This is a genomic window from Holdemania massiliensis (assembly GCF_022440805.1).
Lineage (GTDB): Bacteria > Bacillota_I > Bacilli_A > Erysipelotrichales > Erysipelotrichaceae > Holdemania > Holdemania massiliensis_A.
The window spans coordinates 3,864,211-3,882,393 of sequence record NZ_JAKNTK010000001.1 but is presented as its reverse complement, the minus strand read 5'-3'; the positions used below and the strand labels follow the sequence as shown (position 1 = coordinate 3,882,393).

18 protein-coding genes are annotated in these 18,183 nt (G+C 49.0%); 11 read left to right on the top strand and 7 right to left on the bottom strand.

Annotation, left to right across the window (positions count from 1 at the left end; all coding sequences use genetic code 11):
- Window positions 1–64: 64 nt before the first annotated feature.
- The 3 genes from MCG46_RS18085 to MCG46_RS18075 form a co-directional block, all read right to left on the bottom strand.
- Window positions 65–1,099: a CAP domain-containing protein gene (locus tag MCG46_RS18085; RefSeq protein WP_154240238.1), complete on the bottom strand. Its 1,035-nt coding sequence runs from the start codon at window positions 1,097–1,099 to the stop codon at window positions 65–67.
- Window positions 1,100–1,574: 475 nt separating this feature from the next.
- A complete protein-coding gene (locus MCG46_RS18080) occupies window positions 1,575–2,837 on the bottom strand; it encodes a replication-associated recombination protein A (RefSeq protein WP_240281209.1) in 1,263 nt (420 codons plus the stop codon).
- A gap of 41 nt (window positions 2,838–2,878) precedes the next feature.
- Window positions 2,879–4,390, bottom strand: coding sequence for a GntR family transcriptional regulator (locus MCG46_RS18075; RefSeq protein WP_240281208.1), 1,512 nt, complete (start codon window positions 4,388–4,390; stop codon window positions 2,879–2,881).
- Between the two features lie 121 nt (window positions 4,391–4,511).
- Between MCG46_RS18075 and MCG46_RS18070 the strand changes: the two genes are divergently transcribed.
- The 6 genes from MCG46_RS18070 (at window position 4,512) to MCG46_RS18045 (ending at window position 10,850) form a co-directional block, all read left to right on the top strand.
- The gene (locus MCG46_RS18070; RefSeq protein ID WP_240281207.1) at window positions 4,512–6,683 is read left to right on the top strand and encodes a putative bifunctional diguanylate cyclase/phosphodiesterase; all 2,172 of its coding nucleotides are present in this window, start codon (window positions 4,512–4,514) and stop codon (window positions 6,681–6,683) included.
- A 130-nt stretch (window positions 6,684–6,813) separates the two neighbouring features.
- The gene (gene dtd / locus MCG46_RS18065) at window positions 6,814–7,263 is read left to right on the top strand and encodes a D-aminoacyl-tRNA deacylase (RefSeq protein ID WP_240281206.1); all 450 of its coding nucleotides are present in this window, start codon (window positions 6,814–6,816) and stop codon (window positions 7,261–7,263) included.
- Between the two features lie 63 nt (window positions 7,264–7,326).
- Entirely contained in the window at window positions 7,327–8,181 is an 855-nt protein-coding gene (folD, locus tag MCG46_RS18060) for a bifunctional methylenetetrahydrofolate dehydrogenase/methenyltetrahydrofolate cyclohydrolase FolD (protein WP_240281205.1), read from the top strand.
- A gap of 3 nt (window positions 8,182–8,184) precedes the next feature.
- Entirely contained in the window at window positions 8,185–8,388 is a 204-nt protein-coding gene (locus tag MCG46_RS18055) for a DUF951 domain-containing protein (protein WP_072685370.1), read from the top strand.
- A gap of 124 nt (window positions 8,389–8,512) precedes the next feature.
- On the top strand, window positions 8,513–9,613 hold the full coding sequence (gene ychF, locus MCG46_RS18050; RefSeq protein ID WP_240281204.1) for a redox-regulated ATPase YchF: 1,101 nt from the start codon (window positions 8,513–8,515) through the stop codon (window positions 9,611–9,613).
- Window positions 9,614–9,818: 205 nt separating this feature from the next.
- Complete coding sequence (locus MCG46_RS18045) at window positions 9,819–10,850, top strand: hypothetical protein (protein ID WP_240281203.1); 1,032 nt, start codon at window positions 9,819–9,821, stop codon at window positions 10,848–10,850.
- 159 nt (window positions 10,851–11,009) lie between these two features.
- Here MCG46_RS18045 and MCG46_RS18040 read toward each other — a convergent pair whose 3' ends face one another.
- Complete coding sequence (locus tag MCG46_RS18040; RefSeq protein WP_240281202.1) at window positions 11,010–11,909, bottom strand: AraC family transcriptional regulator; 900 nt, start codon at window positions 11,907–11,909, stop codon at window positions 11,010–11,012.
- Between the two features lie 38 nt (window positions 11,910–11,947).
- Window positions 11,948–12,877, bottom strand: a complete 930-nt coding sequence (locus MCG46_RS18035; RefSeq protein ID WP_240281201.1) for an AraC family transcriptional regulator — start codon at window positions 12,875–12,877, stop codon at window positions 11,948–11,950.
- Window positions 12,878–13,091: 214 nt separating this feature from the next.
- On the opposite strand from MCG46_RS18035, the gene MCG46_RS18030 reads away from it, so the two are divergent.
- Window positions 13,092–13,415, top strand: coding sequence for a cyclic-di-AMP receptor (locus MCG46_RS18030; RefSeq protein ID WP_006058515.1), 324 nt, complete (start codon window positions 13,092–13,094; stop codon window positions 13,413–13,415).
- Between the two features lie 326 nt (window positions 13,416–13,741).
- Here MCG46_RS18030 and MCG46_RS18025 read toward each other — a convergent pair whose 3' ends face one another.
- Both MCG46_RS18025 and MCG46_RS18020 read right to left on the bottom strand, forming a co-directional pair.
- Window positions 13,742–14,188: a transposase gene (locus MCG46_RS18025; RefSeq protein ID WP_240281200.1), complete on the bottom strand. Its 447-nt coding sequence runs from the start codon at window positions 14,186–14,188 to the stop codon at window positions 13,742–13,744.
- A 21-nt stretch (window positions 14,189–14,209) separates the two neighbouring features.
- A complete protein-coding gene (locus tag MCG46_RS18020; RefSeq protein ID WP_240278678.1) occupies window positions 14,210–14,353 on the bottom strand; it encodes a hypothetical protein in 144 nt (47 codons plus the stop codon).
- A gap of 383 nt (window positions 14,354–14,736) precedes the next feature.
- On the opposite strand from MCG46_RS18020, the gene MCG46_RS18015 reads away from it, so the two are divergent.
- From MCG46_RS18015 to MCG46_RS18000, 4 genes are all read left to right on the top strand, one after another.
- The gene (locus MCG46_RS18015; RefSeq protein ID WP_240281199.1) at window positions 14,737–15,057 is read left to right on the top strand and encodes a hypothetical protein; all 321 of its coding nucleotides are present in this window, start codon (window positions 14,737–14,739) and stop codon (window positions 15,055–15,057) included.
- A 389-nt stretch (window positions 15,058–15,446) separates the two neighbouring features.
- Complete coding sequence (locus MCG46_RS18010; RefSeq protein ID WP_240281198.1) at window positions 15,447–16,112, top strand: IS200/IS605 family accessory protein TnpB-related protein; 666 nt, start codon at window positions 15,447–15,449, stop codon at window positions 16,110–16,112.
- Window positions 16,113–16,476: 364 nt separating this feature from the next.
- Window positions 16,477–16,905 (top strand): flavodoxin domain-containing protein, encoded by a 429-nt coding sequence (locus tag MCG46_RS18005; protein ID WP_240281197.1) that lies wholly within the window; start codon window positions 16,477–16,479, stop codon window positions 16,903–16,905.
- A gap of 81 nt (window positions 16,906–16,986) precedes the next feature.
- Complete coding sequence (locus tag MCG46_RS18000; RefSeq protein WP_240281196.1) at window positions 16,987–18,159, top strand: winged helix DNA-binding domain-containing protein; 1,173 nt, start codon at window positions 16,987–16,989, stop codon at window positions 18,157–18,159.
- The last annotated feature ends 24 nt before the right edge of the window (window positions 18,160–18,183 follow it).

The following is an 18,183-nucleotide window of genomic DNA, read 5'->3' as shown; positions in this document are numbered from 1 at the left end:
ACCTTTTTATGAATATAAAAAACCGGACAACTTTCTTGAGAAAGCCATCCGGTTTTTAAGTGGATTACTGATAGGCAATCGCGGCCCACATCTTGCCGGAATAACCGATCGCAATTTTGGTTGAGCTGCTGCTGAGGATGATTGAACGATGACCGGAGGAATTCATCCACCAGTTAAATTTATCCTGAACGGTACTGCCCGAGTAAGTCAGGATTTCCAGCGGGTGACTGTAAGAAACACCATATTCGTCAAACGCCGTTTTATAATGGGAACCATCCGGGCGTTTATGCGAAACGTAACCCGCAGCCTCCGAAGCACGGACACCGATGGCTGCCTGCGCATTTTCATCACCCAGAGATAACGGATCCAATCCGGCATCGGCCCGAGCGTTGTTGATCAAATTCAACATGGATGTAATCGCGTCGCCGGCCACAATGCCGCTGGACTTCGGTTTCGGTTTTTCCTTCACCTGAACTCCCAATGTTGCGGAACCGACATTGCCGGAAGCGTCAGCGATGGAGAAATAAACTTCATATTCACCGCTGGTGGAAGCATCGACATAATTTTCAACCCACAGCTGCTGGATGTCTAACGGCTCCAGGCTGTTGTCGGAAACCGATTCGACCCAGTCGAGCGGATTCCATTCTTCTTCGTATTCTAAGCGGATGTGCGGATACTTCAGTTCAATGACAGGAGCCGTTGTATCCTGAATGTCCAGGGTCACTTCACGCGACAAGGTTGTCTGCAGACTGTTCTGCGCTGCGCTGTTGTTCAGCGTCAAATGAACCATGACATCCTGAGGACCTAATTTGCTTAGGTCTAACTGATCGATTTTAATTTCGGCATTCGTCAGATCAGCGGCCGGGGCCATCAGCGTTGTTGCTTCAGCCGGAACACTGACAGCGGCTTCCTGAAATAACGCTGTTTTAATTTTATCAGCGGCATTCAGGTCGTTAATTTCCAGACGGATCGTTGGCTTGACGTCTGCTTCGGATTCACCCTCGGCTCGAATCGGAGAAGTGAGCGCCGCAGTGGTGAAGCATGTAAGCAAGGTAACGATCGTTAATGAACTGGAAAGAGCTTTATGTTTTTGAGTCATAATTTCCTCCTTCGGTTCACGACCATGATTATTGTATAATGAAATAATTTCGATGGCAAATTGAATAAGGAAATTTTCACAGAATTCACATGAAAATCCCACATTTGAAGGCCTTTTTGTTAAAAATGGGAGAAAATTCCTTCGTTTTTCTTTTCAGGAAATTCATAAAAATTTAAGAATTCTGTAGACACTTCTTCAAAAATGACTAGAAAAATACCCTTTTTCTGAGTTGGCTGCCAGACAAAATGACATTTTTGTCAGGTTTCTTATTTTGGATATCAATGGTAAACGACCTCAAAAAAGGTAAAAATATTATTTTTATTAACCTTCAATTTTCTTCTGACACCGCTTGCATTTTTGTTTCAGGCCGCAGTAAGAATACACTGAAAAAACAAAAAAAAACCGGACGCCCATAGAAGACGTCAGGATGGCAGAGCGGCGGAACTGGAAAAGGAAAGCCTCAGAATCAGTCGAATTATTTTCCGTGTTTTAATTCCGTCAGATTCTTAGATCGGGCATAGCGTTTTAATGATTCGTAGTTGGCCGCCAGCTGCTTTTCGTAGGCTGAGGAGGTCTGCGGCTGATAGAAGCGTTTTGTACGAAGGGCATCCGGCAGGTATTGTATCTTATGCCACAGATCCGGCCGATCATACGGGTATTTGTCTTCTTCCTTCATGCCGACCGGGGTAAACCGCAGATAAGCGGGAACTGGTGGATCGCTGGCTTCCGCTTCGGCCATCGCGGCCTGAATGGCCAGCTCCCCGGATTTAGACTTGGGGGAGAGTGCCAGGTCGATCACCGCGACGCCCAGCGGAATCATGCCTTCAGGGAAACCGACGCGCTTGGCGGCATCAATCGCGGAGATTGTGCGCGCTACGGCAGCGGGATTGCCCAGTCCGATATCTTCATAAGCAATGACTAACAGGCGCCGTTCGATGGAATCCATGTCGCCGGCCTGAATCAGCCGGGCCAGATAATATAAAGAGGCGTCGACGTCGCTGCCGCGGATGGCTTTCTGAAAAGCGCTGACCGCGTCGTAATGACCATCCCCGTCTTTGTCGATGCCCCGGACGGGCCGCTGCACATACTGTTGGACCAACTGGCGGCTGATCTGCGGTTCATCACTGGCAATCGCGCACAGCTCCAGCACATTTAAAGCATAGCGGATATCACCGCCGCAGTAACTGGCGATCAGTTCCGCAGCTTCCGGTTCCAGGCTGACTTCACCCTTTAATCCTTTTTCACTGGCTGCCGCCCGGTTGAGCGCCGCGATGATGTCGGCCTTTTCCAGCGGCTTAATCGCAAACAGATGACACCGGGAACGAATCGCGGGATTGATCGCCATCGTCGGATTGGAGGTCGTCGCTCCGATTAAGAGAATCCGCCCGCTTTCCACATGCGGCAAAAGCAGATCCTGTTTGTCTTTATTTAAACGATGAACCTCGTCGATGATTAAAACAAGTCCGTCATAGAACTTGGCTTCCTCAAAAATTGTGTCGAGTTCTTTTTTATTGCCGGTCACCGCATTGAACAGGCGGTAAGGCAGATGCAGCTCGTTGGCCAGCACCGAAGCCAGGGTGGTTTTGCCTGTTCCCGGAGGGCCGTAAAAGATCATCGAAAACAACCGGCCCTGTTCAATACAGCGCCGGATCACTTGTCCTGGTCCGATGAGATGCTGCTGGCCGATCACCTCATCCAAAGTTTCCGGGCGCATCCGAAAGGCTAACGGCTGCTTCATACGATCAACTCCTTCGTCTTATTTTAGCATCAGAAAGGGAATTAGGAAACACCCGTAATTGCTGGATTTATTTCACTGAAAAGGGTCAGAGGCAGCGTGTCCGGCAGTTGCAGCCGCTTCGCTTCACTGACTCCCGCCTGAATCAGAAAGGCCTGGGATTCCCTGAATAACAGAAGAAAGCATTGATACATCGATTGGGCATAGGTCAGCATCTGATTTTGCTTCAGCGCGTCCAGTGTTTGATTGAGAAGGTAGCCGACATCCGGGGTTACCGATCCGCCGGGCAGTTTTCGGGCGTGATACAGGTAGGGACTGCCGGCATAGATTCGTTGGAATACCTGATGCAGAATTGCGTCCATGGCAGGGGAGGTCTGGTGCGTGAGCAGGAAATCAAGCAGTGCTGTGAGCGGCAGCGGTGCATTCCCTATGGCGGCTGCGGCCGCTTCCCGCGCCTCGGCGTCAAGCGCGGCTGCCGCATCCAGGGCAGACGGCACACAGAGCAAAGAAAGCAGCTGCAGTGCCTGCAGATAAGTGAATGAGTTTTTGCGGATTTCCGCGCTGGCCAGCGGATTGAGCCGATTCAGATCCGGGCTGCAGATCAGCGAGCCTTTGCCGTTTAGGGTCTGGATAAACTGAAGCTGGCGCAGATAATGCAGACTGCGGCGCAGCGTGTCGACGGAAACATTCCATTGTGCAGCCATGACTTTTTCAGAAGGCAAAAAGGTGTTGGGCAATAATTTTCCGCTCAGGATATCCAAAATCAGCGTCTGGGCAATCTGCCGGCTTTTGGCTTGCGGATGCAAAGTGGAGCCAAGCTGCCATTGAAAGTGAAAAACAGGCTCAGGCAGACTGGATACCGCTGTTGATAAAGCCTGGATATAATGCGAAACCGCCTGCTGAATGTTTTCGATCATCGTGCCGATTCTTTCCTGAAGGGCTGAAAAATTGTGTTCCTGTAAACCTTGAAGCAAAAGCGAAAAATCACGGCTTTGCGGATTGCGTGCGAGAACTTCGTAAGGATGGGGGACATCGGGAATGACAGGAATCAGACACAGCTGTTCCAGACTGCGGTATAAGTCGAGGAATAAGCTGTTGCCGGAATAATTTAACAGGCCATGAAACAGCGCAGCGGAAAGCAGCCACGAATTATCCCCTTTCCAGCGCACCATCTTCCGGTTGTAGCGGTAGAAATCATCAAATTCATGGTTGTCCATCATCAGCCGGCTTTGCCATAACAGCAGCGGAAGAATTCGTTGAATTGTCCGGTAACCATCGCTGAACTGTTCCCGCTTCCGCAGCGTATCCTCAATCAGCTGAACAGGCTGGGGTGTCGGGCCGCTGAGGATGACCGCGCGGCGGCGCGGCCGGCACTGAAGATATCCGCTTTGCTGCAGCAAAGTCAGCGCTTCCCGCACAGTCCGCACACTGACCTGATACACCTGACTGAGATCCTGGATCGACATCAGTTTTTGACCTGGTACTAATCGTCCGGTTTGAATTTCCTGACGCAGCGTCTGAGCCAGCTGCGTTGGTCGGGTCAACGAAGCAGCCAATGAACATCACCTCTATCAGACATTATACCATATTTCAGACAACCTCTATGGCTATGTACACAGATTTGATCTTGTTGGTCAATTTCGCGTCCTATACAATGAAAAAAGGAAGGGATGGGTTATGAGAACAAAACGGATTTCCGGCGAGCTTGAACAGGGACTGAACCGGAATGAGAAATGGGAAATTCTTGGGCAGATCCTTGTATTTGCGGCGGCACTGCTGGGGGTCATTCTCCTGACGCAGCGGCTGCGGATGGCGATTGACCGGAAGACGCAGAGCTACCTTACGGATGTTGCGCTGCAGAATGCCTACCGGATTGATGAGAAGCTTCAGGCTCTGCAGCAGAACCTGGAATTGGTCAAAGAACATCTGGAACATGAAACGGAGGCCCGGCGTCCGGCTTTTCTGCTGAGCGCCGCGGATTTGTTTGGATTTGATACCCTGAGCATTCAGCCGGCTGAAGCCGAAGCCGGCGTCCATATCTGTGAAAATCAACAAATTGAAGTGACGATTCCGATGGATGATGAACGTCAGCTGACCGGCCGGATGTCCCAGCAGCGGATGCAGCGGATGATCCAGTCACAGAGCTTCGGCGGTGAAAGTCTGTCCTGCATTGCCGATACCCAGGGGAAAGTGATCATTTCACCGACCTCATTAGTCCCGTTTATGAAGCTGGATGAGATCTTTGTGGAAAAACGGGATGCAAAAGTTCTTGCCGATATCGCACAGATGCAGCAGCGAATGCAGCGTGGCGAACGCGGTGTAATCCAATTTATCGCCCGTGATCAGACTGAATTGGTCTTATCCTACATTCCAATTCAAAACGGTGAATGGGTACTGCTGACCTTGGTGCCGGCGGCGTACATGTCGCGGGAAGTCGATCTATACGCTTTCTGGAATTATATCGTTTTGGCGTTGTTGTTAGTCTTCTGCGCGCTGATCTTATTGTTAAGTCTGTACCGCGGCTGGAAACATCGCCGCCGTCTGGGCGAAATTGCATTTGTGGACACGCTGACCGGAGCGCTGAATCATTCCGGGTTTCAGATGCTGTGCCGGCGCAGGCTGGATACCGCGGGCTTTTCGGGGCAGTCCATTGTGTTTATTAATTTAAAGCACTTCAAGCTGATCAACGAGAACTACCGCAGCGAAGCCGGCAATCAGGTGCTGAAAATCTTCATGGAATGTCTGCTTGATTCGATTGCCGAGCCGGAGCTGGCCGGTCGGATTGAAGCTGATCATTTCGCCTTGTTCGTTCAGGGCCAGGATCCTGAACTGCTGACAGCGTGGATGAAGCAGCTTCAGCAAGCCCTTCAGGCGAAGCTGACCGAACAGAAAATCGGCTTTTCCCTGACATTTAACGCTGGCTTTTATGCGATTGAAGATCCTTCGCAGGATGTTCAGGTCATGCTGGGACGAGCCAAGACCGCCTGCTGGAGTGCGGAAAAACAGGAGTTGCTGATCTGTCAGTATGATCAGCAGCTGATCGACGCGCTCCGACATGAACATGCCCTGGCTGAAGCTTTTCCTGAAGCCCTGCGCAGCGAACAATTTATGATCGTCCTGCAGCCGAAGGTCGATCCGCAAAAGGAACAGGTGGCTGGCGCAGAAGCTCTGATTCGATGGAACCATCCGGAGAAAGGCATGATTTCTCCGGCCCAATTCATTCCGGTTTTTGAAAACAATGGGATGATCGTGCAGCTGGATACCTTTGTTTTTGAACAGGTGTGCAGGCAGCTGGCCGCCTGGCAGAAAGCCGGGAAGACACCGATCCCGATTTCGGTCAACCTGTCGCGCCATCATTTTAAAAATCTCGATTTCCTGAGCCGTCTGCAGACACTTGCGGCCCAGTACAAGGTCGATCCCGGTCTGATCGAATTGGAGATTACGGAATCAATCTTCTTTGATGAACCGTCCATCGAACGTGTCAAACAGATTGTTCATCAGATCCATAAGGCGGGTTTTACCTGTTCACTGGATGATTTCGGATCCGGCTACTCTTCATTGGGGTTGTTAAAAGAGTTTGAGATCGACGCGATCAAACTGGACCGGGTCTTCTTTCCGGAGGTGCTGGATCAGCGCAGCCGGGTGGTGATTGAAGGCATTGTCGCACTGGCTAAAAACTTAAACCTGGAAATTGTGGCGGAAGGGGTCGAGCAGGCCGATCAGGCGGCATTCCTGCGTGAAATTGGCTGCGATCGGATTCAAGGCTATTATTATTCCCGTCCATTAGATCCGAAGGCATTTGACGCACTGCGGGAACAAATGGACCATAAGGGCATGAAGTCTTCATGAGCGGAGGACTTTATTCTTTTTTCAATGTCCTTCTCAGTGCTTGCGGCGGTTCGGTTTTCCGTTATAATTAGAAAGGATAAACACGAAAGGAAAAATCAGTGAATTTGCTTACTGATCGGAAAAGGAAGAAATGAGAATTGTTTTGCAGCGTGTCAAGGAAGCCTCGGTTGCGATTGACGGTCAGCTTTATAATGAAATTGAAGGCGGCTATCTGCTTTTAGTCGGCATCACGGCGGGCGACAGCGAAGAAATTGCGGAAAAAATGGCGGCAAAAGTTCATGATCTGCGCATTTTTGAAGATGAAAATGGTAAAATGAATTTAGCGATTGAACAGATCGGAGGTCAGGTGCTGTCGATCTCGCAGTTTACGCTGTATGCCAACTGTAAAAAAGGCCGCCGGCCAAGTTTTGACCAGGCTGCCCGGCCGGAACTGGCCAGCCCGCTGTACGATTATTTCAACGAAGCCCTGCGCCGGCAAGGTCTGGTTGTCAAACCGGGAATTTTCGGGGCAGAGATGAAAGTTCGGCTGCTGAACGACGGTCCGGTAACCCTGATTCTGGACAGCAGTGAATTATTTTAACCGCATTCTGTTCAAAGAAACAAAGAAGGAAACAGACAAATCAGTCTGAAAAGGAGGAAAAGCATGGCCCAGGTGATTTATGGTTCTGAGGTATCAAAAGACATTCGCGCCCAGCTGAGTGAACAGATGGAAGCGCTGCGCAGTGCGGGAGCACGGATGCCGAAGCTGGCGGTGATTCTGGTCGGCAATAATCCGGCGTCGCTTTCGTATGTCACCGGCAAGGAAAAAGCCTGTGCGCAGGTCGGTATGGAATCGGAGCTGATCAAGCTGCCGGAAGCAACGACCCAGGATGAATTGATGGCCGTTGTCCATCGCCTGAATGAAGACCCGACGGTGGACGGGATTCTTTGTCAGCTGCCGCTGCCGCAGGGACTGGACAGCGCTCAGGTCATTCGTGAAATCCGGCCGGATAAGGATGTCGATGGATTCCATCCGATCAACGTCGGGAAGCTGCATTTAAAGGAAGACGGTTTCGTGCCGTGTACGCCGCTGGGCTGCATGGAGCTGCTGCACCGCATGGGCATCAATCCATCAGGCAAGCGGGCGGTAGTGCTGGGCCGAAGCAATCTAGTCGGCGCGCCGGTAGCCCGGCTGCTTCTCAATGAAAACGCGACGGTTACAATCTGCCATTCCAAAACGGAAAATCTGCCGCAGGTATGCGCTGAAGCGGATATTCTGATCGCGGCGGTCGGCCGGGCGAAAATGGTAACGGCGGAGTATGTCAAGAAAGGCGCAGCCGTCATCGACGTGGGGATTAACCGCAATGATGAAGGCAAGCTGGTCGGCGACGTGGATTTTGCCTCGGTTGAATCGAAGGCCGGATTCATTACTCCAGTTCCTAAAGGCGTCGGCCCAATGACGATCACGATGCTGCTGAAAAATACCTTGAAGGCCTATCACCAACATGAAGGGAAATAGCTTATGATTACGGATTATGATTTAAACGATATTGTGGAAATGAAGAAGGAACATCCTTGCCACAAATCAAAATACTGGAAGATTATCCGCATGGGGGCCGACATTAAAATCAAATGTCTGGGCTGCGGTGCGGCGATCATGTTTCCCCGCTCGGAATTTGAGCGGAAATGCAAAAAACTCATCGAGAAAGCGGATAAGGCGGAGTAAATCCGTCTTTTCTGTTTTTACCGCACGCTGCATCTTGAGAATCAGCCTGAAAAAAGGTAAACTAATAAAGGATTTGAGCGGTCTGGATCCGAGAAAGACCGCATAGTGAAAGGATGAAAAACTTATGTCATTAACCGCAGGTATCGTAGGACTGCCGAATGTCGGCAAGTCCACCCTGTTTAACGCCATCACCCAGAGTCAGGTCGAGGCGGCGAACTATCCGTTCGCAACGATTCAGCCCAATGTCGGCGTTGTCGAGGTGCCGGATGAGCGCATCGACAACATTTCGGCGTTGTTCAACCCGAAGAAAATTATCCGTACGACCTTTGAATTTACGGATATTGCCGGACTAGTCAAAGGCGCTTCCCAAGGGGAAGGGCTGGGAAATCAGTTTCTGAGTCATATCCGTCAGGTTGACGCGGTCTGCCATGTCGTGCGCTGCTTTGACAATCCGGACATTACCCATGTCGAAGGCTCTGTTGATCCGATCCGCGATATCGAGATTATCAATCTGGAACTGGCGCTGGCCGACTTGCAGACAGTGGAAAACCGCATTACAAAGGTCGAGCGCAAAGCTCAGGCAAAAGATAAGGAAGCCGCGGCAGAATATGCCGTGTTAAGCAAATTGGTGGAAGCCCTGCGCGAAGGCAAGGCTGCCCGCAGCGTGGAGCTGACCAAAGAAGAAGCCCTGATTGCCAAGGGATATCAGCTGCTGACGGCCAAACCGATGATTTATGTCGCAAACATGTCGGAGGACGATATTGCCGATCCTGAAAACAACGGCTATTATCAGAAGGTGAAGGCTTATGCCGAGGCCGAGAACAACGATGTGATCGCGATCTGCGCCCAGATTGAAGAAGAATTGTCATCGCTGGAAAAAGAAGAAAAGCTGGCCTTTCTGGAAGAGCTGGGAATCCCGGAATCGGGTCTGGATCGGGTGATCAAATCGGCTTATCATCTGCTGGGCTTAAAAACCTACTTTACGGCTGGCGAACCGGAAGTGCGGGCCTGGACGTTCCGCGAAGGCATGACTGCTCCGGAATGCGCAGGCATCATCCACACGGATTTCCAGCGCGGATTCATCCGGGCGGAAACGTACAGCTATGAAGATCTGATGACGTATAAGAGCGAAACCGCATTGAAGGAAGCCGGTAAGCTGCGTCTGGAAGGCAAGGACTACATCGTTCAGGACGGCGACGTCATGCATTTCCGTTTTAACGTCTGATTTTTTTCAAAGAATGATCTGAAATACTCTGCGGATCTTGTTGATCTACAGAGTTTTCTTTTGGTTTTTAATCTTAATCCAATCAGCCCGTTTTCCTTTGCTTCGATGTAGAGAGTATGGATAAGAGGATCAAGAGTATGGATCAGCTTATTCTGTTTCTTTCCAAGAGTGCCTATAATTAAGCCCGGAAAGAAGGAAATACAGGATGAAAAAACTATTTGCGATCGCGGCTTCACTGGCGCTGCTTGCCGGCTGTGCTGCACAGAATAAACCAGAACCGACAATGACTCCAACCACAGAACCTTCTGCAGCCCCGGAAACAACGGGTACCTGGCAGGCTGGCATCGCCAGTGTCACAAGTTTGAAAACGACTGATGCCCAGGCAGATAAGGAAGGCTCGATTGAAATCAATACGACAATCGCTTCCCTTGTTTTGGATGACATGGGCAAGGTTGTCTATGTTTCTCTGGATACCGCCCAAAACAGCGGTGCTTTCACTAACGAAGGATTGGGCAATGCCGAGAAGAATGCAGCCCGTCCGACAAAAAAGGAACAGGGTGAAGGCTACGGCATGATCAAAGCCAGCTCCATCGGCAAGGAATGGTATCAGCAGGCAGAAGCTCTGGAAGCCTGGATGACAGGAAAAACGATCGAAGAAATCATGAATATGCCGGTAGGTGAAGATGGAAAGACAACCGATGCGGATGTGATGACTTCCTGCACGATTGGTGTCAGCGATTTCTTGGCCGCTGTGGAAAAAGCCTCGCAGTCGCTGCAGCCGGTTGCTAACGCAGCGGCGATGCACAGTGCCAGTGAATCTGAACTGACGGTCAAGGATGCGGCCGCTGACACTTTAGGCAGCGTTCAGGTCAATACAAGCTACATCCTGATGGGAACCGACGAGCAGGGAACAGTTCTCTTTACACTGCTGGATACTGCCCAGAATCAGGGACAGTTCTCAGTCGAAGGCAAAGTGGACATGGAAAAGAGTCAGTCATCCCTGACCAAAGGCGAACTGAAAGACGACTACGGCATGGTCAAAGCCAGCTCCATCGGCAAAGAATGGTATCAGCAGATTGAAGGCCTGACCCATTGGATGGAAGGAAAATCCGCAGCTGAGATTGAAGCGCTGCCAGTGGATGAAGCAGGCAAGACGACCGATCCGGATCTGATGACTTCCTGCACGATCGGTGTTGAAGGCTTTAAAGCGCTGGCTGCGAAAGCTCTGGCAGACTAATTTAACGTTCCAGCTTTCAATGAAGCGGCAGATGAACAGCCGTATTGTGAACTGAACTATAAAAAACTCTGAACTCAAACCCAAGCTTTACCTGAACTCAGGAAAGCGGACGGCTCAAAGATCAGAGTTTTTTCTTTAACCATGGTGAAGAATCAGGGGTTATTCTGGGTTCAGCAGCATTTCATTCTGATCCTGAAGCTGACGGCGGTAGCCCGTAGGCGAAATGCCGACATGCTTGCGGAAGATTGAGGAGAAATGATGCGGACTCGCAAATCCCAGTTCATCGGCGATCATCTTAACGGTATAGTCAGGGTTGCTCAGATAGTCTTTGGCGATCTGCAGCCGATAATTGAGGATAAACAGCTGAACAGATTGACCGGTATGCGCCTTAAACAGTTTGTAGAGATAGATTTCGCTGATTCCCAAATGCTGAGCTAATCCTTTCACACTCAGGTTTTCCTGCAGATGAAGCTGAATATAGCTGACTGCCCGGCTGATCAGATAGTTGGTGTTTTTGACGGGAACTGGAGCCAGGGAGTGAGGTGCCAGACCTTTCTGCGCCTGCCGTACCATGAAGATCAGCAGGGAAGAAAACAAGTTCTGAATGATCAGACAGCCGCCGGGCTGATGGTTAGAAGCTTCCGCAAAGATGTTTTCCAACATGAATTTCATCGCCTGATCTTCCGTATCCCGGACCTGAAACTGCGGTATCAGATCGCTCATGCGCCTTAAAAATTCCTGCCGCATCGGCAGATTGCTGATCTCAAAGTTGACAAAATAAACCTCGAGCTCCTCCTGCTGCTCCGTGGGGATCAATAAAGCACTGGGCGGAAGAAAGACCGCGGAGCCGGCTTCCACCGGATAAACCTGCTGATCCGCCAAAATTAATCCGCGGCCTTTTACGATATAGTCAATGCGGAATAAATGAATATACGACTGTGGGTTTTCCTCGGCAGCGGCTTTGAGATAGCCGGCATTAAACGCCTTGATCCGGTATTGATAAAGGCGTCTGCCTAATTCATCCGGATGAATATCATATTGAAAAATTGTGTTTTCCATAACGATTCCTCTTTTTATTTGCTGAATAAGCCAATGGATTAAAGGGTTGGTTTTTCGATTAGGGATGCTTCTTGCTTTGGATTGGGTGTTAGATTGGCAGGGAGCTGCTTTTGACGGTAGGCTGAAGGGGAACAGCCGGCATATTTATGAAAGCTGGCTGAAAAATAATCCGCGCTCGCAAAGCCCAGCTGCTGCGCGATCTCCTTCATCGAATATTCCGGGTTGCTGAGATATTCGCAGGCCAGATGCATTCGATATTCAAGAATAAAGGTTTGCGGCGACTGCTGAGTGTGTTCCTTGAACAGCTTATAAAGATAGATCTCGCTGATATTGAGATGGTCCGCCACCGCTTTGACGCTGACCGGATCGCCGATGTGCTGATAAATGTAGCTGACTGCCCGGCTGATCAGATAATGCGTTGAATTGATGGGCGTGGGCTGCAGATCGAAAACAGCTTCACCCTCACAAGCCAGACGCACCATTTTAATAAGCAGGGAACAAAATAGATTCTGTACTGTCAGACAGGAACCTAAATTGGAGTGGGAGGCTTCCTTAAAAATCTGGTCAAAGAAATAAAGCAGAATCTTCCGATCATTGTCATGGACCTGATAGAACGGGAACCATTCCATCATCCGCGTTACAAACTCATCACGAAGGGTCAGATTGCTGACGTCAAAGTTAATGAAGTAAGTTTCAACATCCGCCTTCGGATCGGCCTGAGTTAAAATTCCCCGCGGCGGAATGATGACGGCATGACCTGAACAAACCGGAAAAGCCTGATCATCAATGATGAGCATTGCTTCACCGCGAAGGATATAATTGACGCGGAACAGATGAATATAGGACTGGGGATTTTCCTCAGCCTTGGCTAAAATCCGGCCGATGCGGAAGGCCTTGAGCCGATACTGATATAAGCGCTGGCCCAGGGCGTCCGGCTGAATTGTATATTGAAAGATTTCGTTTTGCATATCCGTATCCCTTCTCATGAATTCAGTATAGCAGAATCCAACAAAAAGATTGTAAATATGACTGAGGATCGGTAGGAAAACAGAGAAAAAGGAGAGGGAAAGAAAAAAATTATCAATGTAAGAAGAAATGAAATTTGTATGAAAATGCATGGAAAGGGATTTCAAGGCGGGCAAAATATGGTAAAATAGAAATACATAAAAGGAGGCCTTGATTATGAAACTGATCTTAGCCATTGTATCTAATGATGATAGTTCCAGTGTTTCTTCTGCTTTAACCAAAGCCAATTTCCAGGTAACGCGGCTGGCGACTACCGGCGGATTCCTGCGGGCAGGCAATACAACGATGATCGTCGGTACAGATGACGATAAGGTGGATCAGGCTATCGAAATTATCGGCAATGAAAGTAAGCGCAGAACAGAAATCGTTCCGTCGACTGCTTCTTACGATATCGGCCGGTATGCTTCGTTCCCGGTTGAAGTTCAGGTCGGAGGGGCAACCATCTTCGTTCTGGATGTCGAGAAATTCCTGAAACTGTAATCCAAGGTCAAAAACGGAGGGAAACTTCCGTTTTTCTTCTATTAGGAAATTGCATCAAAACGGGCTGCGAATTCAGGTGAGTTCAATAACTCAAACGAATCTTAAATAGAAAAGAAAAACGACCTAAAAGGTCGCATTGAAAAGAGAAATGAGAGAGGAGTGGAAGGATAGACTATTCCTGAGCGAGTGGGTCTAAGACATCGACAGGGATCATAACAGAATCACATTTTATACAGTAGGCGCGGAAACATGGAATACCCCGATAAGAAATAAGATCACAAACTTCTTCAGCGATATCGATTTCCATCGGATCCAGAAAACCACACTTAGTACACTTGAAGGGGATCGAGTTCACGGTGCCAGTCATAGAGTTCCCAGATTTCATTGATTTTCACCTCCAATCCAGCCGGGAAAAAGGATTCAACAAATTCCATGATGTGTCCGCAGGAACAAAGGAAAGGATCAATGCCTGTGGACTCCTTACGAAATGCTCGATAAGAAGAAAGCTTCTTACGAATCCAAGCTCGAGGCTTACGTAACATTTTTTGAATACAGCGACAAAGTTTCTTTTTTCGAGAAGTATAGGCGCCTAAGTAACGAACCATTTTGAAATGATCATCAGGAATATGAAGAATGAGCTTTTTCATGAAAACGAGAGTGGAATCAAACACATCTACACGTTCGTGGGTTTGATGGTCGATATAGTGCCACCAGACAAAGTCAAGGTCAACATCATAGTCTTCAAAGAGAATAATCGAGTTAACTGCTTTCATGATTGCGGGACGGATCCCTTTTCAATAAAGTTCATAATCAACAAGCAGCCGCCATCGATTTTCAGCAAAGATTTTAGCGATGGAAATGGGATTCGGACCTGGAAAGTAAGTGTCACAATGACCAAGAGCTAAGATTGTTTCTTTCTTGGATAGTGTGGATTTCATGGTACTCCCCACCTCTATCTTATCAGATTTCTATTTTATGACGCTACTCTCTCTTTTGCCTTTTTGAGTTCTATTCTATTAGAGATTTGCATGAAAAAGGACCGCAATTGAATAGTTCAACTCGGATGAAATTTTGGACGCGAAGAAGCTTAGCGGATAGGTTTTAAAGGTTGAAACGAACCGCGTTTGTAAACAAGGGAAAAGAGATCTGAATTCAATTAAACTGTTCGATCATTTCTTTTTCCCAAGAGCCATATAGAGAAGAATGAAAAGGATGAAACAAACTCAGCCGCGTTGTGTAGCTTTGAGGAATGTTGTATAATAACTCAAAAGAAGTAGTAATTCCATTTTCTGATTTTCTATGAAAGTGAGGTTCTCTTTCCATGAAGACAATTACCTGTTCTAATCGTATTTACTACTCGGAATTATCCTTGGAAGAAGCGAACGCTCTGCACCAGGATATCCAGCTCTATCATGCCATGATGCACACCGCTTATCATCTGTTATGTCTGAAGTCAGAGGGGATTCCCTTTTCCTTTGATGACAGTCTGGGAAAAGAAATGAAACGTCGCTTTCATACCAATGACTATTTTCCACTCTCTGCGATTCAAGAAGCACAGCAACATTTAAGCAACGATTTTGCCAACCATGAAAATCAGAAGAAAGCACTGAAGGCTCAATGCAAGGCCATCGAGAAAAAATAAAAGAAGTCGAAAACAACATTCGGAAAATTGACCGACAATTAAAAGAATTATTCAGAAAAACAAAACAAGGGAAACAAACTGAAGCGGATTACTTGCTTGAAGTGCAACAGCTGCGTCCTGAGCGAAAGCGATTCAAGAATCGACGTTCTCATCTAATTTATGGATTAAATCGGAGAAAGCAGAAGTTAGAAGCTCTTCAACGAAAAATGGAGTTTACCTGTTTTGGTGGAAAGAAGTTAGCTAGGGCAAGAACGACGGTGTATGCAGGGCAACATGAAACCTGGCTGAAAGCATATCAATCAGCCCGCAATCGAACGATGATGATACGGGGAAGAAGGCAAGGAAAATTCTCAAATAACTTATTCCAATATCATATCAAAGAGGGAGTTTTGATTTACCGCTGCAGTAGTGAGAAACGGGAGATCCCGCTCAAGATTGAATTTCATCAACACAAAGAAGAATTGGAAAGAGCGGTAAGACTGCCGCATAATACACCTGGAAAAGCAGTGGCTTATGTGTTGGAAGATCATGGCGCTTATTTTATTATCAAAGCGATCGTCGAGATGGAAGAGAAAGCGAAGAGAGAAAACACAGAACAAGGGGTCATTGGCATTGATATCAATGTCAATCATATCGCGGTAAGTGAAACGGATGGCTGCGGAAACTGTGTTTTATTGAAAACGGTGAAAATGCCTCTGGATGGGAAAACCAGTGAACAAAGGAAACATCAAATATGTCAGACAGCCAAGGAAATAGTCTTAGAATGTGTGCGGAGTCATAAGCCGTTAGTGATGGAAGATTTGGATTTTCAGAAGACAAAAAATAAGATGCGGTATGGGAATCGAAGACAAAATAAAATGTTATCCGACTTTGCAACAAGAAAGATCGAAGAAGCGATTGTGCGACGATGCTGGAAAGAGGGATATGGAGTAAAGAAGGTGAATCCAGCGAATACAAGCAAGATCGGGAAAGAAAAATACAGCCAAAGAATGGGCTGTACAGTGCATATGGCAGCCGCGTATGTGATAGCGCGGCGAGGGATGGGAATGGAATAGAAGCAACCGAATTCTGTTTCTTAATCTGTACAAAGAAGGCAGGGACAAGAAGATCGCTGACTTTCGCGTCGGAATGAAATTAAGAAACAGAAAGAGAACGAAGACGCCTGTGGGGAAGAACCTTCGACACAGCCTTCCTCTTGTGAAGCGAGAGGGAGGAGGAAGGAACAAAACTGCAGGAATACTCTCCTGGCAAGAAACAGAGAGGGGCTCTGAAGGTTTAGACTTTCAGAGTGATGCTTGCATCACTTTCTTGTATGTGAAAGAAGGCCTGGAAAATGTTTAGATAAGCGGGTTGTTTTGATCGTTTTCAGTTTAAAATTGCGGTCATTGAACCATCCTGAGATCAGGAGGATCGTTGACAATGAAAAAATGTATGGTGATGTATGCTTCATCGACCGGCAATACAGAACAGATGGCGATGGCAATTGCGGAACAGGCGCGGAAAGAAGGCGCAGAGGTGGTGCTGTGCACAGCGTCCACACTGCCTGCGGCCGAGCTGCCAACCATTACCCATTGGGCTTTGGGCTGTTCAGCCCATGGCGTTGAGGAATTGGATGAAGCGGAGTTTATGCCGGCTTTGGAACAGATTGAGCCGTATCTGCGTGGAAAACCGGTGCTGTTGTTTGGCTCCTATGGCTGGGGTGCGGGTGCGTATATGAAGCCGTGGGAGGAACGGACGCGGCTGATCGGCGGGATTCTGTGCGGCGAGGGTTTCGTGTTTGAAGGCGCACCGGCGGAAGCGGCGGTTGAAGAAGGAAGACAACGGGCGAAGACACTGCTGGCGCAGTAAATCTTCGCTTTTCTTATGGTGAGGGAAGCTTGTTTTGTGATACACTGAAAGCATGGACAAAAGGAGTCAAATATGCGCAGCATGACGAAAGAACAAGCGGTCTGCCGGATGCGGCATGCCCATCATCTGGATCGAAAGCTGCCCCGAGGTCAAATCTTGGAAGCGGCTTCAGCCTGCGGTTTTGTCAACAGTCCGCCGGGAAGCTGGGAACTGGCTGTCAGAGCTCGGGTCGAAGCCGTCAGCCGGAATGATCTGCATCGCGAACTGATCGAAACCAAACGCTTAATGCAGGCGTGGAGTCTGCGTGGGGCACCGACGATTTTTCCGACGGCCGAAGCCGGGACTTTTTTAGGCGCACTGGCCGCGCAGGAGGATGAAGTTCCGATCTATGCCCAACCGCTGAGCTACACCGCCCAAGCGTTAAAGGCGGATCAAAAGGTCTTGCTGGAAGCCTTGCGCCAGGCCTGCCGCATTTTAGACGACAGCATTGTCGTCGGCAAAGCGCAGCTGGATCATGTTCTGGCCGAAGCGATGAAATCCTATTTGCCTCAATCCGTGCGCAGCCAGGCCGATGAACCTTCGCTGGTTGCCAAAAATCAGACGCTGCTGGAAGCAGCGGTGTCTTATCTGCTTCGGCAGTGTTCGCTGGAAGGGCGCGTGATGATGGGAGAAAGACAGAAGCAGGAACCCGTCTTTCTCAGTCCCTCTGCCTGGTTTGGAAGTGCACTGGATGATCAGCCGCAGCCGCAGCGGATCGTCGATCAATTTCTGCACTGCTACGGTCCAGCCTCGGTTCAGGATTTTGCCCGCTGGACGGGCTGCAGCCGGACCCAGGCTCAACGGCTGTGGGCGTTGGGGGAGGGAGAACGGATTGAGGTCGAGGTGCAGGGCCAGCGTGGATGGATGCTGAAAGCGGATCTGGAAGAGCTGGACAGGCTGCCGCAGGAAACTTCCGCAATTCAGCTGCTGGGCACACATGATCCATTTCTGGATTTGCCTCAGCGCAGCTGGATTCTGCCGGATCCGGCTGCACAGAAAAAAGTCTGGCGTCTTGTCGGAAGTCCCGGCGTTGTGCTTCAAAATTCACAGATTGTTGGGATCTGGAACGCTCCGGTACAAAAGGGGAAGACTCAGGCCCGCATCACCTTGTTCAAAGCGCTGACCCCTGCGGAACGCGCTCAGGTTTGCGCGGAAATGACCCAGCTGCAGGACTTTCTCCAACGCCCTTTGGGAACCTGCGAGTTTTTGGAATAAGCCAGAAAGAAAGGAAACCGCAAA